Origin of the sequence: Mycolicibacterium elephantis DSM 44368 (assembly GCF_004014805.1) — a bacterium.
GTDB classification, from domain to species: domain Bacteria; phylum Actinomycetota; class Actinomycetes; order Mycobacteriales; family Mycobacteriaceae; genus Mycobacterium; species Mycobacterium elephantis.
This window is the reverse complement of sequence record NZ_ATDN01000007.1, coordinates 63,513-80,438: the sequence shown is the minus strand read 5'-3', so window position 1 is coordinate 80,438 and position 16,926 is coordinate 63,513. Positions and strand designations below refer to the sequence as shown.

Genomic DNA, 16,926 nt, shown 5'->3' with positions numbered 1-16,926 from the left:
CGGATCAGTGCCCGCGCAGGCTTTCGACGAACGCCTTGGTCTCGGCCCACGTGGGCAGCAGCCCGGCCGCCTCGGCCTCGGCGAGGGTGGGCGCCTGGCGGTCGCGGTCGGACAGGATCGGCTCGCCGTCGATCGCCGGCCATTCGATGCCCAAGGCCGGGTCCAGCGGGGTGACGGTGTGTTCGCGCTGCGGGTCGTACTGTGCCGAGCACAGATACATCACCGTCGAATCATCTTCGAGGGCAAGGAAAGCATGCCCGAGGCCCTCGGAGATGTAGATCGTGCGGCGGTCACGGTCGTCGAGCCGCACCGCATCCCAGCGCCCGAATGTCGGTGAGCCGACCCGGATGTCGACCACGACGTCGAAGACGCTGCCGCGCACGCAGGTGACGTATTTGGCCTGGCTCGGCGGAACCCGGGCGAAGTGCAGCCCGCGCAACACGCGTGCAGACGAGACGGAACAGTTGGCCTGGCGCAGGTCGAGTCGATGCCCGCTGAACTCCCGGAATCCGGAGTCGGTGAACCATTCGTAGAACGCGCCGCGGGCGTCGGTGTGTATCTGCGGGGTGATCTCCCAGGCGCCTGCAACGTCGAGTTCACGCGCCTTCACTGGCCACGACCCTCGTACTTGGACTCGGTGGCGTCTTTCAGCGGCCCCCACCACGATTCGTTGTTCCGGTACCAGTCGATGGTGGCGCGCAACCCGTCTTCGAAGTCGGTGTGTTTGGGCGCCCAGCCGAGCTCGTCGTAGAGCACCGACGGGTCGATCGCGTAGCGCAGGTCGTGACCGGCGCGATCGGTCACGTGGTCGAAGTCGTCGGGATCGCGATCCATCAACCGCAGGATCGCCCGCATCACCGACAGGTTGTCCCGCTCCTCCTCGGCGCCTATGAGATAGGTGCGCCCGATCTGGCCGTCGGCCAGGATGCGCCGCACGGCGCTGTTGTGGTCCTCGACGTGGATCCAGTCCCGCACGTTGGCGCCCGAGCCGTACAGCTTGGGCCGACGCCCGGTCAGCACGTTGGTGATCTGGCGCGGGATGAACTTCTCCACGTGCTGATAGGGCCCGTAGTTGTTGGAGCAGTTCGAGATCGTCGCGCGCACACCGTAGGAGCGCACCCAGGCGCGCACCAGCATGTCGGAGGCCGCCTTGGTGGAGGAGTAGGGGCTGGACGGGTTGTACGGCGTCGACTCGGTGAAGCGCCGGGCGTTCTCGAGCTCCAGGTCGCCGTACACCTCGTCGGTCGACACGTGATGCAGCCGCACCCCGTGCGCACGCACCGCCTCCAGCACCGTGAACGTGCCGATGACGTTGGCATGCAGAAACGGCTCGGGGTCGGCCAGCGCGTTGTCCACGTGGGTCTCGGCGGCGAAGTGCACGACGGCGTCGCTCTCGGCGACCAGCTTGCTCACCAGCTCGGCGTCGGTGATGTCGCCCTGCACCAGCCGGATGTCGTCCTCGACGGCCGCCAGCGACTCGCGGCTGCCGGCATAGGTCATCGCGTCCAGCACCGTCAGCGAGTCCTCGGGACGATCGCGCACGCTGCTGTGCACGAAGTTGGCGCCGATGAACCCCGCGCCGCCTGTGATCAGCAACCGCATGGCCAAAACCCTAGCGGGCGGTCAGGCGGTGTTCGACAAGTGCCTCTGGCTACATCGGCTCGGCGGCGATCACGTAGTCACGACCATGGCGGAGACCGTTATAACGAGATTGCAATGCCAGCGCTCGCGCACGCAGGTCCTCCACGTATCGTCGCATCGACGTGGCGAGGTCGTCGCAGGCGAAGCGGGTGAGGCGATCCAGGCACATATCGAGCTGGCTATTGATGAACTGCTCGCCGAAGCGAATCGGAAAGTGACGGATAGCGGCTACGCGGTAGCCGGCCTGGCCGAGGCGCTGCAGGACCCAGTCGGCCGGATACTCGCGGTAGGGGCGCTCGCCCGCGAGTAGCAAGCAGGCGTCGCGCGCGCGGCCGATTTCCCATATCACCGTGCCGCTTTCTGTCCCGGGCTTGAACGGCACATAAGGCTCCAGGCCGATGATGTACAGGCGGCCGTCGGGTCTCAGCAGCGGGCGTAAGCGCTCGAGCAGCCTGCCCTGCCAGTACGGCGAGAAGCCCTCGATGGCTCCTATCAGGTAGTCGACCAGCACGGTATCGAAGGTTTCGCCGGTCAAGAGGCTGTTGTTGATCCAATTGCCCACCAGCAGGCGGTCTTGTGGGCGCACTGGGATACCGGGCTCGTCACGGATCTTGTCCGCCATGAGGTGAGACGCGGTGATCGCCGTCCAACTCTCGGTCGCAAGGGTCGTTATCCATTCCAGGGATTTCACGCCGGTCCCCGCGTCCAGCACCTGACCCCAACGACGCTCCAGGTGCAGGGTCTCGATGTAGCGGAACAGCGATGAGATCCGGGTCTTTTGACTCGGATCCGCATTCCCAGGGTTCGACGGGTCAGCCACTCACACACCTCGCTTTTGTACGCCCATCGCCTTCGCGGCGGCAGCGGTTGATAATGATAATCGTTTTCATTACAGTCACCGCATCGGACCACAGAGAGGTAGGCGAAATGCGCGAACCGCTGCGAGCGATGCGGACATTCACCCCCACGGCAATCTTGGTGGGGGCATGTTGCGTCATCGGTGTCTCGGTCGCCCAAGTCGACGACCAAGAACGTGAAAATTTCTCGCACGCAACGGGTTCGGCCACTGGCTTAATCGCCGTGTCTCCGGTGAACGCTCATCGTCCGCTGGTTCAGAGCCGTCCGATCGACGAAAAGCAACACAGTGAGGAAGGACGAGAGGGGGATGACGACCACGGTGGCGATGGGCATGAACACGACCACGACCACGACCACGATGGCGAGGACGAGGACGGCGGCGATGGGCATGACCACGACCACGACCACGATGGCGAGGACGAGCACGACCACGATGACGGACTAGGCCACGGCCATTCTCATTTCCATTCGCATTCGCATTCGCATTCGCATTCGCATGGGCATGAAGACGGTGGTGAGTGCGGCGATGACGCTGGACACGGGCACGACCACGGTGCACAGTGCTCGGACGCCGGCGATGACCACGACGACAGTCACGATCATGACGACCACAACCACAGCCATGACCACGGCCACAGCCATTGATGCGGCGCCGAGAGTACGGAAGACAACGGAAATCGGCCGATACGCGTCAGTAGCCGTACGCTCGGCGTGTCAGGACGTCAGGCCCAGCGGGCCGGCCAGTTCGGTCAGCGTCGGCAGCAGGTTGTCCCAGCCGCCTAGCACCTGGATCGCGACGTGGTCGGCGCCGGCGTCCAGATGCTCGGTCAGTCGCCTGGCGATGTCGTCGGGTGTGCCGTGGGCGACCACCGCGTCTATGAACCGGTCGCTGCCCGGCTTGGCCAGGTCGTCGTCGGTGAAGCCGAGCCGCTTCCAGTTGTTCAGGTAGTTGGACAGGTTCAGGTAGAAGTCGACGGCCTCGCGACCGATCTTGCGCGACGCCTCGGCGTCCCTGGCCAGCACCACCTTGTGCTCAGGCGCCAGGAACACCGTCGGGCCCAACAGGTTTCGTGCCTCGCCGGTGTGCTGCGGCGTCGTCAGGTAGGGGTGGGCGCCCGCGCTGCGCTGCGCCGACAGCTTGAGCACCCGCGGACCCAGTGCCGCGATGACGCGCCGGCTGGTCGGAACCTTGGCCGCGTCGAGCCGGTCGAGGTACTCCACCAGCACGTCGTAGGGCTTGCGGTACTCCTCGGTGTGCTCGGGATGCCCGACGCCGATGCCCAGCAGGAACCGCCCCGGATAGGCGTCCTCGACGCGGTGGTAGGCCTCGGCGACCTGGTCGGCGGGCGCCGTCCAGACGTTGATGATGCCGGTGGCCACCTGGAGGTTCTCGGTGCGCTCGAGGATGGGCTCGACATACTCGAGGTCCCCGGCCGGGGATCCGCCGATCCACACGGCGCCGTATCCGAGCTTCTCGATCTCCACGGCCTGCTCGGGTTTGACCACCCCGAAGGTCCAGACGCCGAAACGGCCGAGTTCGGGCTTGAGCTCAGTCATGTGATCCCTTCGAGGTCACCGCAGACCCAGCGGGCCTGCGAGTTCGGTGAGCGCGTCCACCAGCTTGTCCGGTCCGGTCGTGAGCACCTGCACGGGCACATGGTCGGCGCCCGCGTCGCGGTGCTCCTGAAGCCGTGCGGCGATGGCGTCGACGGTGCCATACGCCACCATCGCGTCGACAAGGCGGTCGCCGCCCGGCTTGGCGATGTCCTCTTCAGTGAACCCGAGCCGCTGCCAGTTGTTGCGGTAGTTCGCCAGGTTCAGATAGATGTCCAGCGCCTTGCGGCCCACTGCCCGGGCCTTGTCGGCATCGGTGGTCAACACGACCTTGTGCTCGGGGGCGATGAACGCGTCCGGTCCGACCAGTGCGCGCGCCTGCGCGGTGTGCTCTGGCGTCGTCAGATACGGATGCGGACCGGCCGCGCGCTGCGCCGAGAGCTTCAGCACCCGCGGCCCCAGCGCGGCGACGACCCGGCGATCCTTCGGGACGCCGTATTCGTCGAGCTTGTCGAGATAGTCGTTCAGCGCGGCATACGGCTTCTGGTATTCGGTGTGTGCCTCGGGATGGCCCACGCCGATGCCGAGCAGGAACCGACCGGGATAGGCCTTGTCGATGCGGTGAAACGACTCGCTGACCGGTCCGGCCTCGGCGGTCCAGATGTTGACGATGCCCGTCGCCACCTTGAGGTCGGTGGTGGGCTCCAGCAGCGGCTCGACCCACGACAGGTCCGCCGGTGGCGAGCCGCCGGCCCAGATCGCGCCGTAGCCGAGGGCCTCGATCGTCCGCAGTTGCTCCGGGCTGAGCTGCTGGAATGCCCGGTAGAGACCGAACACGCCGTAGGGGCCGAGCTGAGGTTTCGTCATGGCTGCTCCAACTTCGGTGTCTCGGGCCGCTATTCCCGCGGGGCGGGCGCCACCAGCGGCAGCAGGATGACGAACCGGGTGTCGCCGGGCGCGGACTCCACCCGGATGTCGCCGTGGTGCTTCTCGACGACGACGCGGCGCGCCAGATCCAGGCCGAGCCCGGTGCCCTCACCGAAGGCCTTGGTGGTGAAGAACGGGGTGAAGATCCTGTCGATGTGCTCTTCGGGGATGCCGCGGCCGTCGTCGCAGATCTCGACGCGCACCATGTCGTCGTTGTTCCGCGCGGTGCGGATCGTCAGGGTGCCCTCGCCGCCCATCGCCTGAATGGCGTTGTCGATGAGGTTGGTCCACATTTCGTTGAGATCGCCTGGATAGCAATGTAATTCGGGCAGCGTGGTGTCCTTCTCCCACACCAGCTTGACCGGCTTGTCCTTGCCGACCTTGTCGCCGAAGATCGTCTTGATCGTGCTGTGGATCAGCTCGTGGACGTTGGCGGTCTGGTACTCGCTGCGGTCCATCTGCGAGTACTGCTTGGCGCCGGCCAGCAGCGCCGAGATCCGCTTGCTGGCGTCGGCGATCTCGTTCATCCGCAGCTCGGCGTCGATGGTGTATTTCAGCCAGCCGAACGCGCCCTGCAACGTCGCCGAACAGTCCACGTCGTCGATCGAGGCCTCGACCCGGCCCAGCCAGTCGATGTCGAGCCCGGCTTCGACGAATGTCGGCGCGTAGTCCCAGGCGGCGGCGATGCCGCGGGCCTCGAGCCAGTCGCCGACCTGCTCCTCGCGGTCGGAGAGTTCCAGCGCGGTGAGCTCCTGGGCCTTCGACTTGGCGACCTGCTCGGCCACCTCCTCCTGGATGCTCACCAGCACCCGCAACGCCTCCGGGGTGAACTTGCCGTCGGCCAGCATCGCCAACTTGTGGCGCATCTTCCCGACGCCTTCGCGCAGATCGGCGACCGCGCGTGCGGCCGCCGCGGCCGGGTTGTTGAGTTGATGCGTCAGGCCGGCGGTGATCGTGCCCAGCGCCAACAGCTTCTCGCGCTGCCCGACGATCTCGCGCTGCCGCCGCCCGCCGACCCGGTGGCCTTCGAGCAGGTGTACCGCCATCGGGAACTCGGTCTGCATGAACCTGGCGAACGCGTCGGCGTCGAGCACGAAGAACCGGGACGGCTTGGTGACCCGCACGGACGCCTCATAGACGTGCTCCTCGCCGGGCACGTAGGCCGACCAGGCGCCGCAGTACACCCCGCGCTGGGAGGTGCGGTTGGTTTCGATGTCGACGCCCCCGGAGCGCTTGGACATCACGAGTTCGCCGTCGAGCAGAACGTAGAAGCAGGTGGCCGGGTCACCCTCGGTGCAGATCGGTCCCGGCTCGAACGTGGTGATGTGACCGTTGTCGCACAGCACCTGCAGCTGCCGGTCGTCGAGGGCCTCGAACAGGAACAAGGTCCGCAGTTCGTCGGGCATGCATCGGTTTTCGGCGTCGCCCATGGCCATCTCCTACTCCTACGCTTCCGCCAGATAGCGGTGCACCAACATCACGGCCATCGATCCCTCGCCGACGGCGGCTGCCACCCGTTTGGCCGATTCCGAGCGCACGTCTCCTGCAACAAACACCCCGGGCACGCTTGTTTCCAGGTGGTGCGGCGGGCGGTCCAGCGTCCACCCGGCGACCTTGCTGACGTCGGGGCCGGACAGGATGAATCCGTGGTCGTCCTTGGCGACGATGTCCAGCCAGTCGGTGCGCGGTTCGGCGCCGATGAAGCAGCACATGCGGTCGCAGTTGACCGTCTCCCGCTCGCCGGAGGGCCGGTGCAGCAGCACCAGGCCGGTGAGGTGGCTGTCCTCGCCGACGCTGTCGACGACCTCGGTGCAGGTGCGCACGGTGATCTTCGGGTTGTTCTCGATCCGCTCGACCAGATAATGCGACATCGAGTCCGCCAGCGACGGGCCGCGCACCAGCATCGTCACCGACTTCGCTTCCCCCGACATGAAGATCGCCGCCTGTCCGGCCGAGTTGGCGCCGCCCACGATGTAGACGTCCTCGCCTTGGCACTCGGTGGCCTCCGACACCGAGGCGCCGTAGTAGACGCCGCGCCCGACGTAGTTGCAGGCGTCGCCGGCGGGATCGTCCCAGCAGCCGCGCACACCGCGCAGCTGGCGGTATTCGACGCCGGTGGCGACGATGATCGCGCGGGCCGCGATGGTCTCGCCGCCGTCGAGTTCGATGGTCTTGGCCGAGCCGGTGTCGTCGGCGTGCAGCCGGGCCGCCCTGCGGGTGGTGATGACCTCGGCGCCGAAGCGTTCGGCCTGCAGCCGCGCCGACATGGTGAGCTCGGCGCCGGAGACCCCGGTCGGAAAGCCCAGGTAGTTCTCGATGCGTGAGCTGCGCCCGGCCTGCCCGCCCGTCGTCGCCGCCTCGATCAGCACCGTCTTGAGTCCCTCCGACGCCCCGTACACCGCGGCGGCCAGACCGGCCGGGCCGCCGCCGATCACCGCGAGGTCGTACAGGTCGAGGGTGGGGTTCGTCGATAGCCCGAGCATCGCCGCCAGCTCCGCGTCGCGCGGCTGGACCAGCGTCTCGCCCTGCTCGGTGACGACCACCGGCAGCTGGAACTCGTCGAGACCGGCGGCGTCGAGCAGCTGGCGGCCCTTGGGCTCGTCGGCCATGAACGAGCGGAACGGATGCTGGTTGCGCGCCAGGAACTGCCGCACCTCCCAGGAGCGCTCGTTGTAGCGGTGCCCGATCACCTTGGTGTGCGGGATCGCGCGGTCCCCGGTCTCGCGCCAGGCCTCGATGAGCGCGTCGATCACCGGGTAGAGCTTCTCGGCGGGCGGGTCCCACGGTTTGAGCAGGTAGTGGTCCAGGTCGACGACGTTGATGGCGTCGATCGCGGCGGTGGTGTCGGCGTAGGCGGTGAGCAGCACCCGGCGGGCCATCGGGAAGATGTCCATCGCCTCTTCGAGGAACTCGATGCCGCTCATCTGGGGCATCCGGTAGTCGGCGACGAACACCGCGACGGTCTCACCGCGCAGTTTGAGCTCGTTGAGCGTCTCGAGGGCGTCGTGCGCCGATTCGGCGCGGACGATGCGGAAGGCCTCGCCGTAGTGGCGACGCAGATCGCGCGCGACAGCGCGGGACACAGCTGGATCGTCGTCGACGGTGAGGATTACGGGCTTGCGGGGCGTGGGGCCTGTCATCGAGGTCAAGTATGCGCCGTCGGGCCAGCGGATATCCTGTTGAAATCCGCCGCGCAGGGATCGTCGTCCGACGATTTTGGGGCGGGCGCTCGAGCAGGTAATATGGATCGGCGGTGCGGCTCCCGCGCCGGCTCTTGCGTGCCCCTGTTCTGGAATTTCTGGCTGCTGGCTCACGTTTTGTAGTCGGAAGCGTCAGCCGCGCCGAGCAGGGTGTCGCCGTTCGCGGTGGCACGGGCGCCGCACTACGAGAAGGACACGGAGGATCTCCGAAACATAATGGCCAAGAAAGACGGTGCCATCGAGGTTGAGGGTCGCGTGGTCGAACCTCTGCCCAATGCGATGTTCCGCATTGAGCTGGAGAACGGTCACAAGGTCCTTGCCCACATCAGCGGCAAGATGCGGCAGCACTACATCCGCATCCTGCCCGAGGACCGCGTCGTGGTGGAATTGTCCCCCTACGACCTGTCCCGGGGCCGCATCGTTTACCGGTACAAGTAAGTCAAGAACGAGAAAGAACAGGATCGAACACTGCCGTGAAGGTGAACCCGAGCGTCAAGCCCATTTGCGACAAGTGCAGGGTGATCCGCCGGCATGGGCGGGTCATGGTGATCTGCTCCGATCCGCGTCACAAGCAACGCCAAGGCTGAGGCGCCGATGAGCGCTTGCGCGAAGAGCAATCAGGTTGAGCTTCCGCTTCCGCTCGCACACAACTCAATGACGAAATCCCAGCACCACCGAGCGGGTAGGCCGCTCGTCACGTCCGGTACGGAGGCCGGACCCCAACGGGGAGCGGGCTGGGACCAGACCTCCGCATAGAAGAAGGAACACTGCCTGATGGCACGTCTCGTGGGCGTAGATCTCCCGCGCGATAAGCGCATGGAGGTCGCCCTGACCTACATCTACGGCATCGGCCGTACCCGTTCCAACGAGATTCTCGCGGCGACGGGCATCTCCAAGGACCTCCGCACCAAAGACCTCACCGACGACCAGCTGACCCAGCTGCGCGACTACATCGAGGGCAACCTCAAGGTGGAGGGCGATCTGCGCCGTGAGGTGCAGGCCGACATCCGCCGCAAGATCGAGATCGGCTGCTACCAGGGCCTGCGGCACCGCCGCGGCCTGCCGGTGCGCGGCCAGCGGACCAAGACCAACGCGCGTACCCGTAAGGGCCCCAAGCGCACCATCGCCGGCAAGAAGAAGGCCAGGTAAGCACATGCCACCAGCAAAGAAGGCAGCCGCGAAGGGCAAGTCCACCCGTCGCCGGGAGAAGAAGAACGTCCCGCACGGCGCCGCGCACATCAAGAGCACGTTCAACAACACGATCGTGACGATCACCGACCCGCAGGGCAACGTCATCGCCTGGGCGTCGTCCGGTCACGTCGGCTTCAAGGGCTCGCGTAAGTCGACGCCGTTCGCCGCACAGTTGGCCGCCGAGAACGCCGCCCGCAAGGCGCAGGAACACGGCGTGCGCAAGGTCGACGTGTTCGTGAAGGGCCCGGGCTCGGGCCGGGAGACCGCCATCCGGTCGTTGCAGGCCGCCGGCCTCGAGGTCGGCGCGATCGCCGATGTCACGCCGCAGCCGCACAACGGCTGCCGTCCGCCGAAGCGGCGCCGGGTCTAGGAGGAGATTCAGAGATGGCTCGTTACACCGGACCCGCGACCCGCAAGTCGCGCCGCCTCGGCGTCGACCTGGTCGGCGGCGATCAGTCGTTCGAGAAGCGTCCCTACCCGCCCGGCCAGCACGGCCGCTCGCGGGTCAAGGAGAGCGAATACCGCCTGCAGCTGCAGGAGAAGCAGAAGGCCCGCTTCACCTACGGCGTGATGGAGAAGCAGTTCCGCCGCTACTACGAGGAGGCGGTGCGGCGCTCGGCCGTCACCGGCGACGAGCTGCTGCGCATCCTGGAGAGCCGGCTCGACAACGTGGTCTACCGCGCCGGGCTGGCGCGCACCCGCCGTCAGGCCCGCCAGCTGGTCAGCCACGGCCACTTCCTGGTCAACGGCGTCAAGGTGGACATCCCCAGCTACCGGGTGTCGCAGTACGACATCATCGACGTCAAGGACAAGTCGCTGAACACGCTGCCGTTCCAGATCGCCAGGGAAACCATGGGCGAGCGGCCGGTTCCGTCGTGGCTGCAGGTGGTCGGCGAGCGTCCGCGCATCCTGGTGCACCAACTGCCCACCCGCGAGCAGATCGACGTGCCGCTCTCCGAGCAGCTCATCGTCGAGTTCTACTCGAAGTAAAGACCCCTCGGGGAGCGCCGCCCCCCGAGAACCCCCCGACGGCATCAAATAGCGGGTGTCGAGAAGGAGATAGAGAAACACCATGCTGATCTCTCAGCGACCCACATTGTCAGAAGAGGTAATCGCCGAGAACCGGTCGCGGTTCGTCATCGAGCCGTTGGAGCCCGGTTTCGGCTACACCCTCGGCAATTCGCTTCGGCGAACCCTGCTGTCGTCGATCCCCGGCGCGGCAGTCACCAGCATCCGCATCGACGGCGTGCTGCACGAGTTCACCACCGTCGGTGGGGTGAAGGAAGACGTCACCGACATCATCCTCAACCTCAAGGGCCTGGTCGTCTCCTCCGAGGAGGACGAGCCGGTCACCATGTACCTGCGCAAGCAGGGCCCGGGTGAGGTCACCGCGGGCGACATCGTGCCCCCGGCCGGCGTGACCGTGCACAACCCCGACATGCACATCGCCACCCTCAACGACAAGGGCAAGCTCGAGGTCGAGCTTGTCGTCGAGCGCGGCCGCGGCTACGTCCCCGCCGTGCAGAACAAGGCCTCGGGCGCCGAGATCGGCCGCATCCCGGTCGATTCCATCTACAGCCCGGTGCTCAAGGTCACCTACAAGGTGGAGGCCACCCGCGTCGAGCAGCGCACCGACTTCGACAAGCTGATCCTCGACGTCGAGACCAAGAACTCGATCAGCCCCCGCGACGCGCTGGCGTCGGCGGGTAAGACCCTGGTCGAACTGTTCGGTCTGGCACGGGAACTCAACGTCGAGGCCGAGGGCATCGAGATCGGGCCGTCGCCTGCCGAGGCCGATCACATCGCCAGCTTCGCGCTGCCGATCGACGACCTGGACCTCACGGTGCGGTCGTACAACTGCCTCAAGCGCGAGGGCGTGCACACGGTGGGCGAGCTGGTCGCCCGCACGGAGTCCGATCTGCTGGACATCCGCAACTTCGGCCAGAAGTCCATCGACGAGGTGAAGATCAAGCTGCACCAGCTGGGCCTGTCGCTCAAGGACAGCCCGGCCTCGTTCGATCCGTCCGAGGTCGCCGGCTACGACGCCGCCACCGGTACCTGGAACACCGACGCCGGCTACGACCTGGACGACAACCAGGACTACGCCGAAACCGAACAGCTCTAGTACGTCACATCCCTCATAGGAGTTCGCAATGCCCAAGCCCACCAAGGGTCCTCGCCTCGGCGGGTCGTCCTCACACCAGAAGGCGCTCCTGGCCAACCTGGCCACATCGCTCTTCGAGCACGGCCGGATCAAGACGACCGAGCCCAAGGCGCGGGCGTTGCGGCCCTATGCGGAGAAGCTCATCACCCACGCCAAGAAGGGCACCCTGCACAACCGGCGCGAGGTGATGAAGAAGATCCGCGACAAGGACGTGGTGCACACGCTGTTCGCCGAGATCGGTCCGTTCTACGCCGACCGCAACGGCGGCTACACCCGCATCATCAAGGTCGAGGCACGCAAGGGCGACAACGCGCCCATGGCGGTCATCGAGCTGGTGCGGGAGAAGACGGTGACCTCGGAGGCCGAGCGGGCCCGCCGGTCGGCGGCGTCGCAGGCGAAGCGGGCCGAGAAGTCCGAGCAGAAGGTCGCCGCGGCGTCCGCGCCGCAGGCCGCGGTCGAGCCGGAGGCCGCCGAGGGGCCCACCGAGGACCAGTCGGTCGAGGACGCCAAGGCGGAGTCGACCGAGGTCGCCGCCGACGAGGCCGAGGCGCAGGCCGACGACGCTGAAGCCGAAAAGGATGACGACAAGTCCTGACGACTCTGTGAACATGCCCGCCATCGACTCCGGTGGCGGGCATGTTCGTCTTCGCCTCGACATCGCCTACGACGGAACCGATTTCGCCGGGTGGGCGGTGCAGGCGGGCCAGCGCACCGTAGCAGGCGTTCTCGACGAGGCGTTGTCGACGGTGTTTCGCACCCCGGTGCAGCTGCGCGCGGCCGGACGCACCGACGCCGGCGTGCACGCCAGCGGTCAGGTCGCCCACGTCGACGTGCCCGCCGACGCGCTGTCACACGCCTACCCGCGCACGCCGCGACCGGGGGACAGCGAGTTCCTCCCGCTGGCGCGACGGCTCGGCCGGTTCCTGCCTGCCGATGTGCGTGTTCGCCATATCGCCCGCGCCCCAGCGGGTTTCGATGCGCGGTTCTCAGCGCTGCGACGCCATTACCTCTACCGGCTGTCCACTGCGCCGTATGGGGTGGACCCGCAGGACGCCCGCTATGTGACGGCGTGGCCCCGCCCGCTGGACGTCGACGCCATGGCCGCCGCATCCCGACACCTGTTGGGGCTGCACGACTTCGCCGCCTTCTGCCGTCACCGTGAAGGCGCCACCACGATCCGCGACCTGCAGCGGCTGGACTGGTCGCGCGACGGCGACCGCGTCACCGCCCACGTCACCGCCGACGCGTTCTGCTGGTCGATGGTCCGCTCACTGGTGGGTGCGCTGCTTGCGGTCGGCGAGGGTCGCCGCGAACCGGACTGGTGCGCAACGCTGTTGACGGCCGAGCGACGCTCCAGCGAGTTCGCGGCGGCGCCGCCGCAGGGCCTGACCCTCGTCGGCGTGGACTACCCGCCCGACGACCAGCTGGAGGCCAGGACCAAGGTGACCCGGGACCTGCGGGTCGTCGACTAGGGACTAGATGCGGGCCACGATGAAGTCGGCGGCCTGGTTGACCATGCCGGCGTTGATGTAGGCCCGCGCGGCGTGGTCGGGCCAGTTGCCCTCCCAGGTCTTCGGGTCGGCCGGGCTGCAGATCGGATCCGCACCGTGGCACAGCTCGATGGTGCGTTCGCTGTAGAGCGGGCTCAGGTTCGTGATCGGCCCGACCCAGGCGATGCCGTTGCCAAACAGCGCGATGGCCGCGATGTGTCGGTCCATGCCCGCCGGCAACGGGTTCTTGAAGCCGAGCGCCGCGATGGGAGCGGCCAGCACCACGTCGGTCACCGCGGCGCCCAGCGAATAGCCGCCCAGCACCAGTCGGGTGTCGGGGCAGCGGGCCGCCATGTCCTGGATGCGCGCGCTCATGTCGTTGGCGCCGATGTCCACCTCGTAGTCGGCGGGATAGCTCACCGAGTAGAGATTGATGCTCTTGTCGGTCTTGCTGCGTATCGCGCTGATGAGCGCGTTGCCGATCACCCCGGCGCCGGGAGCCTCGGTGCGGCCACGGGCGAAGATCAGCTCTGCCTGCGGGCAGGACTGTGCGGCCGCGACGGGCACAAACCCCGCGAATCCTTGGTAGCCGGGCGCTGCCGGAACGATCAGACCGGCCGCCGCAAGCACCACCGCCGCGACAAACAGCAACCCCCGACGCCCGCAACGACTTCCAAGATCGTTTTTCACCCAGCCGATGATAACGGATTTCGTCGACGTCGTCGTCGACGGATTTGGAGGCGACGACCTAGACCAGGCTTGCCACGAAGTTCGCCGCGTGGTGCGCCAGCCCGGCGCCGACGTAGTTGCTGTGGGCGAACGGGTTCCGGCCGGGCGAGCAGATCGGGTCGCCGTCGGTGCACAGATCGATCGCGCCCGCCGAAGACGGAACTGGTGATCGGGTTACCGAACTTCGTCGCCGGATTGCCGAACACCGCGACGGCGGCGACGTTGGACACGGCGGTCGGGGGCAGCATCGGGCCTACCGCGCCGAGGCGGTTGCCCAGCGGCGGCACCCCGGCGAGCATGTCGACCACGGCCGCCCCCTGAGAGAACCCACCGAGCACGATCCGGGTCGTCGGGCAGGTCGCCACGATGTTCGACACATATGTCGACGCGTCGGCGGCGCCGTCCGCGGCGAGGACGAAGTCATAGCTTGCCGGGTAGTTCACCCCGTAGCTGGACAGCGTCCGGTCGCCGAGTTGGGGGCGCAACGCGTCGACGAAGGCCTGGCCGACCCGGCCGATGCCGGGCGGTTCGCCGGTGCCCCGCGCGAACACCACCGTCACATCCGAGCAGGGTTGGGCGGACGCGGTCGCCGGGACGAGGATCGCCGACGCGGTCAGCATCGCAGAGGTAGCGCCGAGCAGCCGTCGGCGAAGACGATGGAAATCCACGGGTCCAGATGATATCGGCAGGTTACGACGTAGAGGTCAGACCAGGCCGGCGGCGAAGTCCGCGCCCTGCTGAATCAGTCCGGCGCTCACATAGTCGTTGTGCGCGAACGGATTGCGTCCACCGGAGCAGATCGGGTCGCCGTCCTTGCACAGGTCGATCGCCCTGCCGGCGAAAACCGAACTGGTGATGGGGTTGTCGAACTTGGCCGCCGGGTTGCCGAACACCACGACCGCGGCGATGTTCCGGTGCAGGCTGCCCGGCAGCGGAGGCGCTGACCCGATGGAGCCGATCTTGTTGCCCAGCGGCGGCACCCCGGCCAGCATGTCCATCACCGCCGCGCCCTGCGAGTAGCCACCGAGCACGATGCGTGTCGACGGGCACTGCTGTGACATGAGCGCGACCCGGTTGGTGGCGTCCGCCGCCCCGTCCGCGGCGGCCAGGAAGTCGTAGGAGGCCGGATAGTCGACCGCGTACGCGGTGACGTTGCGCCCGCCGGTCTGCGCGCGCAGCGCGTTGACGAACGCCGTGCCGGGCGTGCCAAGGCCCGGGGTGTCGTCGGTGCCGCGGGCGAAGATCACCTCGATGTCGGGGCACTGTGACGTCGGTGTGACCACCGGGGGCCTCGCCACGGACGTGGGCGGCCCCGGTATCTGGCCGATCCCGTAACCGGGATCCGGCGGCCCCGGTGGCGGGCCGGGCTGGGTCGCGGCCAGCGGCATCGGGCCGATGACGAGCGCGGCGACGGCGGCCACCACGGCCGCCGGCAGGCGCATCGCGCGCAGCAAAGTCACGCCGACATACTCACACATCACGTGGTCGACGGTCTAACGGTCGGCGGACGGTCGGCATCTTTCCGACCGGCCCGTCCGGCCACGTCGCATCGGCGACCTGCTCGGAGCGGTCGCCGACCCGGGCCAGCGCCAGCCCGCACAGCACGATCGCCCCGCCGATGGCCTGCGTCACCGTGACCGACTCACCCACCAGCACCCAGGCGGCCAGCACGGCGAACATCACCTCGGAGAGCCCGACCAGGGACGCGAACCGTGGCCGCAACAGCGCGATGCCCAGGATGCCCAGCGTGTAGGCGACCGCGGTGGCCAGCACGCCCAGCGCCAGCACCGGCACCAGCCACGACGTCGTCCAGCCCGCGACGACGGCGTCGTTGGCCGTGAAGGTCAGCGGCATCACGCCGGTCGCGCCGAGCAGTGTGACGGTCAGGGCGCCGATGACGAGTCCGCCCGCGGCCAAGGTGACGGGGTGCACGGCCTCGTCGCCGTCCTTGTTGACGTTGGCGGACATCACGAAGTAGCAGGCCGCACACACGGCGGCGGCCAACCCCCAGCCGACACCGACCAAGCTGACGTGTGCGCCCGCGAAGACGTTGAGCACCAACATCATTCCCATGAAGGCCAATGCGACGCCTGCCAAGGTGAGGTGGGTCGGCCTGCGTCTGGTGGTGGCCCAGACCCACGCGACGACGAGGATGGGCGCGGTGTACTCGAGCAGCAGCGCGACGCCCACGGACAGGTGCGCGACCGCGTTGTAATAGAACAGCTGCGCCCCGGCGATCGGGATCACGCCGTAGGCCAGCACCGCCCCGCGGTGCGTGGCCGCCTCCCGGATCCAGCCCGGCCGCACCAAGGTCGCGAAGACCGCCATGACCAGCGCGCCGCCGGCCAGCCGGGCGACCACCGCGGCCGTCGGCGTCCAGCCGGCGTCCATCAGCGATCTGGCGAACGGCCCCGAGCAACCGAACGCGAACGCCGAGGTCAGCGCGAGAAACAGGCCGAGGCGGAAGTGGTCGGCGGCCGGACCCGCGGGCAGCTGGTCTGCGGCCATGAGTACCCCCGGAAGCGTAATGAGTAAAATGGGCTTTGGTCCTGACATTAGCGACGAAGGGGGTCATGGGGCAAATGCTCTTCAGTCATGACACCGACCTCACGTTGCGCGCGATCTGTGTGCTGGTCAACAGCGACCGGGTGGACGGCGACCAGCTCGCGGACATCGCCGCGCTGAACCGCTACCTGGACAGGTTCGGCTGGACGGGCCGCCGCGATCACGACGACGAGGAACTGCGGGCCGTGCAGCGGCTACGGGAGCGGCTCGGCAAGATCTGGGCGGCCGCCGGCGACGAAGAGCGAGTCGTCAGCGAGGTGAACGCGCTGCTGGGCGACACCCGTGCTGCGCCGTGGCTGACGCGGCATACGGAGATGCCGGAGTGGCATCTGCATCTGGCGTCGGTGTCCGACCCGCTGTGGCAGCGGATGGGAGCCGAGATGGCGATGGCGCTCGCCGACCTGATCCGGACCGGCGAGCTGCGCAGGCTCAAGACGTGCGCCGCACCGGACTGTGAGGCCGTGCTGGTCGACCTCTCGCGCAACCGGTCGGGCAAGTTCTGCGACACCGGCAACTGCGGTAACCGCCAACACGTGGCGGCCTATCGACAACGCCGCGCACACGTCGGCGACGGCGTAACGTGAGGTCCCTCGGTGCGAAGGGGTCG

20 protein-coding genes and 1 pseudogene are annotated in these 16,926 nt (G+C 67.6%); 10 read left to right on the top strand and 11 right to left on the bottom strand.

Features of this window, described 5'->3' with window-relative positions; translation table 11 throughout:
• Positions 1 to 4 precede the first annotated feature (4 nt).
• The 3 genes from rfbC to MELE44368_RS06785 are packed head-to-tail and all read right to left on the bottom strand — an operon-like array spanning position 5 to position 2,461.
• Positions 5 to 610, bottom strand: a complete 606-nt coding sequence (gene rfbC / locus MELE44368_RS06795; protein WP_128107805.1) for a dTDP-4-dehydrorhamnose 3,5-epimerase — start codon at positions 608 to 610, stop codon at positions 5 to 7.
• Positions 607 to 1,602: a dTDP-glucose 4,6-dehydratase gene (gene rfbB, locus MELE44368_RS06790; protein WP_128107804.1), complete on the bottom strand. Its 996-nt coding sequence runs from the start codon at positions 1,600 to 1,602 to the stop codon at positions 607 to 609. Before rfbB ends, rfbC begins: the two co-directional genes overlap by 4 nt.
• Positions 1,603 to 1,651: 49 nt before the next feature.
• Positions 1,652 to 2,461 carry a class I SAM-dependent methyltransferase gene (locus MELE44368_RS06785; protein ID WP_128107803.1) on the bottom strand — a complete coding sequence of 270 codons (810 nt, stop codon included), beginning with the start codon at positions 2,459 to 2,461 and terminating at the stop codon, positions 1,652 to 1,654.
• 107 nt (positions 2,462 to 2,568) lie between these two features.
• On the opposite strand from MELE44368_RS06785, the gene MELE44368_RS26875 reads away from it, so the two are divergent.
• Positions 2,569 to 3,144 carry a hypothetical protein gene (locus tag MELE44368_RS26875; RefSeq protein ID WP_206613708.1) on the top strand — a complete coding sequence of 192 codons (576 nt, stop codon included), beginning with the start codon at positions 2,569 to 2,571 and terminating at the stop codon, positions 3,142 to 3,144.
• 69 nt (positions 3,145 to 3,213) lie between these two features.
• Here the strand turns inward: MELE44368_RS26875 and MELE44368_RS06770 are convergent, their stop codons facing one another.
• Genes MELE44368_RS06770 through MELE44368_RS06755 form a run of 4 tightly spaced genes read right to left on the bottom strand, consistent with a single transcriptional unit; the run spans position 3,214 to position 8,120 of the window.
• The gene (locus MELE44368_RS06770) at positions 3,214 to 4,056 is read right to left on the bottom strand and encodes an LLM class F420-dependent oxidoreductase (RefSeq protein WP_046751014.1); all 843 of its coding nucleotides are present in this window, start codon (positions 4,054 to 4,056) and stop codon (positions 3,214 to 3,216) included.
• A 15-nt stretch (positions 4,057 to 4,071) separates the two neighbouring features.
• Positions 4,072 to 4,920, bottom strand: a complete 849-nt coding sequence (locus tag MELE44368_RS06765) for an LLM class F420-dependent oxidoreductase (RefSeq protein ID WP_128107801.1) — start codon at positions 4,918 to 4,920, stop codon at positions 4,072 to 4,074.
• 29 nt (positions 4,921 to 4,949) lie between these two features.
• Entirely contained in the window at positions 4,950 to 6,410 is a 1,461-nt protein-coding gene (locus tag MELE44368_RS06760) for an ATP-binding protein (protein WP_046751053.1), read from the bottom strand.
• 15 nt (positions 6,411 to 6,425) lie between these two features.
• Positions 6,426 to 8,120 (bottom strand): NAD(P)/FAD-dependent oxidoreductase, encoded by a 1,695-nt coding sequence (locus tag MELE44368_RS06755; protein WP_128107800.1) that lies wholly within the window; start codon positions 8,118 to 8,120, stop codon positions 6,426 to 6,428.
• 276 nt (positions 8,121 to 8,396) lie between these two features.
• Between MELE44368_RS06755 and infA the strand changes: the two genes are divergently transcribed.
• From infA to truA, 8 genes are all read left to right on the top strand, one after another.
• Complete coding sequence (infA, locus tag MELE44368_RS06750) at positions 8,397 to 8,618, top strand: translation initiation factor IF-1 (RefSeq protein ID WP_003418601.1); 222 nt, start codon at positions 8,397 to 8,399, stop codon at positions 8,616 to 8,618.
• A 35-nt stretch (positions 8,619 to 8,653) separates the two neighbouring features.
• The gene (gene rpmJ / locus MELE44368_RS06745) at positions 8,654 to 8,767 is read left to right on the top strand and encodes a 50S ribosomal protein L36 (protein ID WP_003879483.1); all 114 of its coding nucleotides are present in this window, start codon (positions 8,654 to 8,656) and stop codon (positions 8,765 to 8,767) included.
• Positions 8,768 to 8,954: 187 nt separating this feature from the next.
• On the top strand, positions 8,955 to 9,329 hold the full coding sequence (gene rpsM, locus MELE44368_RS06740) for a 30S ribosomal protein S13 (protein ID WP_046751017.1): 375 nt from the start codon (positions 8,955 to 8,957) through the stop codon (positions 9,327 to 9,329).
• Positions 9,330 to 9,333: 4 nt separating this feature from the next.
• Positions 9,334 to 9,741, top strand: a complete 408-nt coding sequence (gene rpsK / locus MELE44368_RS06735) for a 30S ribosomal protein S11 (protein ID WP_128107799.1) — start codon at positions 9,334 to 9,336, stop codon at positions 9,739 to 9,741.
• Between the two features lie 14 nt (positions 9,742 to 9,755).
• The gene (rpsD, locus tag MELE44368_RS06730) at positions 9,756 to 10,361 is read left to right on the top strand and encodes a 30S ribosomal protein S4 (protein ID WP_128107798.1); all 606 of its coding nucleotides are present in this window, start codon (positions 9,756 to 9,758) and stop codon (positions 10,359 to 10,361) included.
• Between the two features lie 82 nt (positions 10,362 to 10,443).
• On the top strand, positions 10,444 to 11,496 hold the full coding sequence (locus MELE44368_RS06725) for a DNA-directed RNA polymerase subunit alpha (RefSeq protein WP_128107797.1): 1,053 nt from the start codon (positions 10,444 to 10,446) through the stop codon (positions 11,494 to 11,496).
• Positions 11,497 to 11,524: 28 nt separating this feature from the next.
• The gene (gene rplQ, locus MELE44368_RS06720) at positions 11,525 to 12,130 is read left to right on the top strand and encodes a 50S ribosomal protein L17 (protein WP_128107796.1); all 606 of its coding nucleotides are present in this window, start codon (positions 11,525 to 11,527) and stop codon (positions 12,128 to 12,130) included.
• Entirely contained in the window at positions 12,114 to 13,007 is an 894-nt protein-coding gene (gene truA / locus MELE44368_RS06715) for a tRNA pseudouridine(38-40) synthase TruA (protein WP_128107795.1), read from the top strand. Before rplQ ends, truA begins: the two co-directional genes overlap by 17 nt.
• A gap of 3 nt (positions 13,008 to 13,010) precedes the next feature.
• Here the strand turns inward: truA and MELE44368_RS06710 are convergent, their stop codons facing one another.
• The 4 genes and pseudogenes from MELE44368_RS06710 to MELE44368_RS06695 form a co-directional block, all read right to left on the bottom strand.
• Positions 13,011 to 13,715 (bottom strand): cutinase family protein, encoded by a 705-nt coding sequence (locus MELE44368_RS06710; protein ID WP_164890047.1) that lies wholly within the window; start codon positions 13,713 to 13,715, stop codon positions 13,011 to 13,013.
• A gap of 58 nt (positions 13,716 to 13,773) precedes the next feature.
• Positions 13,774 to 14,374: pseudogene (locus MELE44368_RS06705) on the bottom strand (cutinase family protein).
• An 84-nt stretch (positions 14,375 to 14,458) separates the two neighbouring features.
• The gene (locus tag MELE44368_RS06700; RefSeq protein ID WP_241566507.1) at positions 14,459 to 15,208 is read right to left on the bottom strand and encodes a cutinase family protein; all 750 of its coding nucleotides are present in this window, start codon (positions 15,206 to 15,208) and stop codon (positions 14,459 to 14,461) included.
• Between the two features lie 16 nt (positions 15,209 to 15,224).
• Positions 15,225 to 16,262: an EamA family transporter gene (locus tag MELE44368_RS06695; protein ID WP_128107793.1), complete on the bottom strand. Its 1,038-nt coding sequence runs from the start codon at positions 16,260 to 16,262 to the stop codon at positions 15,225 to 15,227.
• Between the two features lie 74 nt (positions 16,263 to 16,336).
• Here MELE44368_RS06695 and MELE44368_RS06690 point away from each other — a divergent pair, with 74 nt between their 5' ends.
• Positions 16,337 to 16,903, top strand: coding sequence for a CGNR zinc finger domain-containing protein (locus tag MELE44368_RS06690; protein WP_128107860.1), 567 nt, complete (start codon positions 16,337 to 16,339; stop codon positions 16,901 to 16,903).
• Positions 16,904 to 16,926 lie beyond the last annotated feature (23 nt).

Excerpts from the sequence above, each read along its gene's own strand:
- rfbB (WP_128107804.1), bottom strand. The coding sequence starts at position 1,602 with ATGCGGTTGCTGATCACAGGCGGCGCGGGGTTCATCGGCGCCAACTTC.
- MELE44368_RS26875 (WP_206613708.1), top strand. The coding sequence starts at position 2,569 with ATGCGCGAACCGCTGCGAGCGATGCGGACATTCACCCCCACGGCAATC.
- MELE44368_RS06770 (WP_046751014.1), bottom strand. The coding sequence starts at position 4,056 with ATGACTGAGCTCAAGCCCGAACTCGGCCGTTTCGGCGTCTGGACCTTC.
- MELE44368_RS06765 (WP_128107801.1), bottom strand. The coding sequence starts at position 4,920 with ATGACGAAACCTCAGCTCGGCCCCTACGGCGTGTTCGGTCTCTACCGG.
- MELE44368_RS06760 (WP_046751053.1), bottom strand. The coding sequence starts at position 6,410 with ATGGGCGACGCCGAAAACCGATGCATGCCCGACGAACTGCGGACCTTG.
- MELE44368_RS06755 (WP_128107800.1), bottom strand. The coding sequence starts at position 8,120 with ATGACAGGCCCCACGCCCCGCAAGCCCGTAATCCTCACCGTCGACGAC.
- infA (WP_003418601.1), top strand. The coding sequence starts at position 8,397 with ATGGCCAAGAAAGACGGTGCCATCGAGGTTGAGGGTCGCGTGGTCGAA.
- rpsM (WP_046751017.1), top strand. The coding sequence starts at position 8,955 with ATGGCACGTCTCGTGGGCGTAGATCTCCCGCGCGATAAGCGCATGGAG.
- rpsK (WP_128107799.1), top strand. The coding sequence starts at position 9,334 with ATGCCACCAGCAAAGAAGGCAGCCGCGAAGGGCAAGTCCACCCGTCGC.
- rpsD (WP_128107798.1), top strand. The coding sequence starts at position 9,756 with ATGGCTCGTTACACCGGACCCGCGACCCGCAAGTCGCGCCGCCTCGGC.
- MELE44368_RS06725 (WP_128107797.1), top strand. The coding sequence starts at position 10,444 with ATGCTGATCTCTCAGCGACCCACATTGTCAGAAGAGGTAATCGCCGAG.
- rplQ (WP_128107796.1), top strand. The coding sequence starts at position 11,525 with ATGCCCAAGCCCACCAAGGGTCCTCGCCTCGGCGGGTCGTCCTCACAC.
- truA (WP_128107795.1), top strand. The coding sequence starts at position 12,114 with ATGACGACAAGTCCTGACGACTCTGTGAACATGCCCGCCATCGACTCC.
- MELE44368_RS06695 (WP_128107793.1), bottom strand. The coding sequence starts at position 16,262 with ATGGCCGCAGACCAGCTGCCCGCGGGTCCGGCCGCCGACCACTTCCGC.
- MELE44368_RS06690 (WP_128107860.1), top strand. The coding sequence starts at position 16,337 with ATGCTCTTCAGTCATGACACCGACCTCACGTTGCGCGCGATCTGTGTG.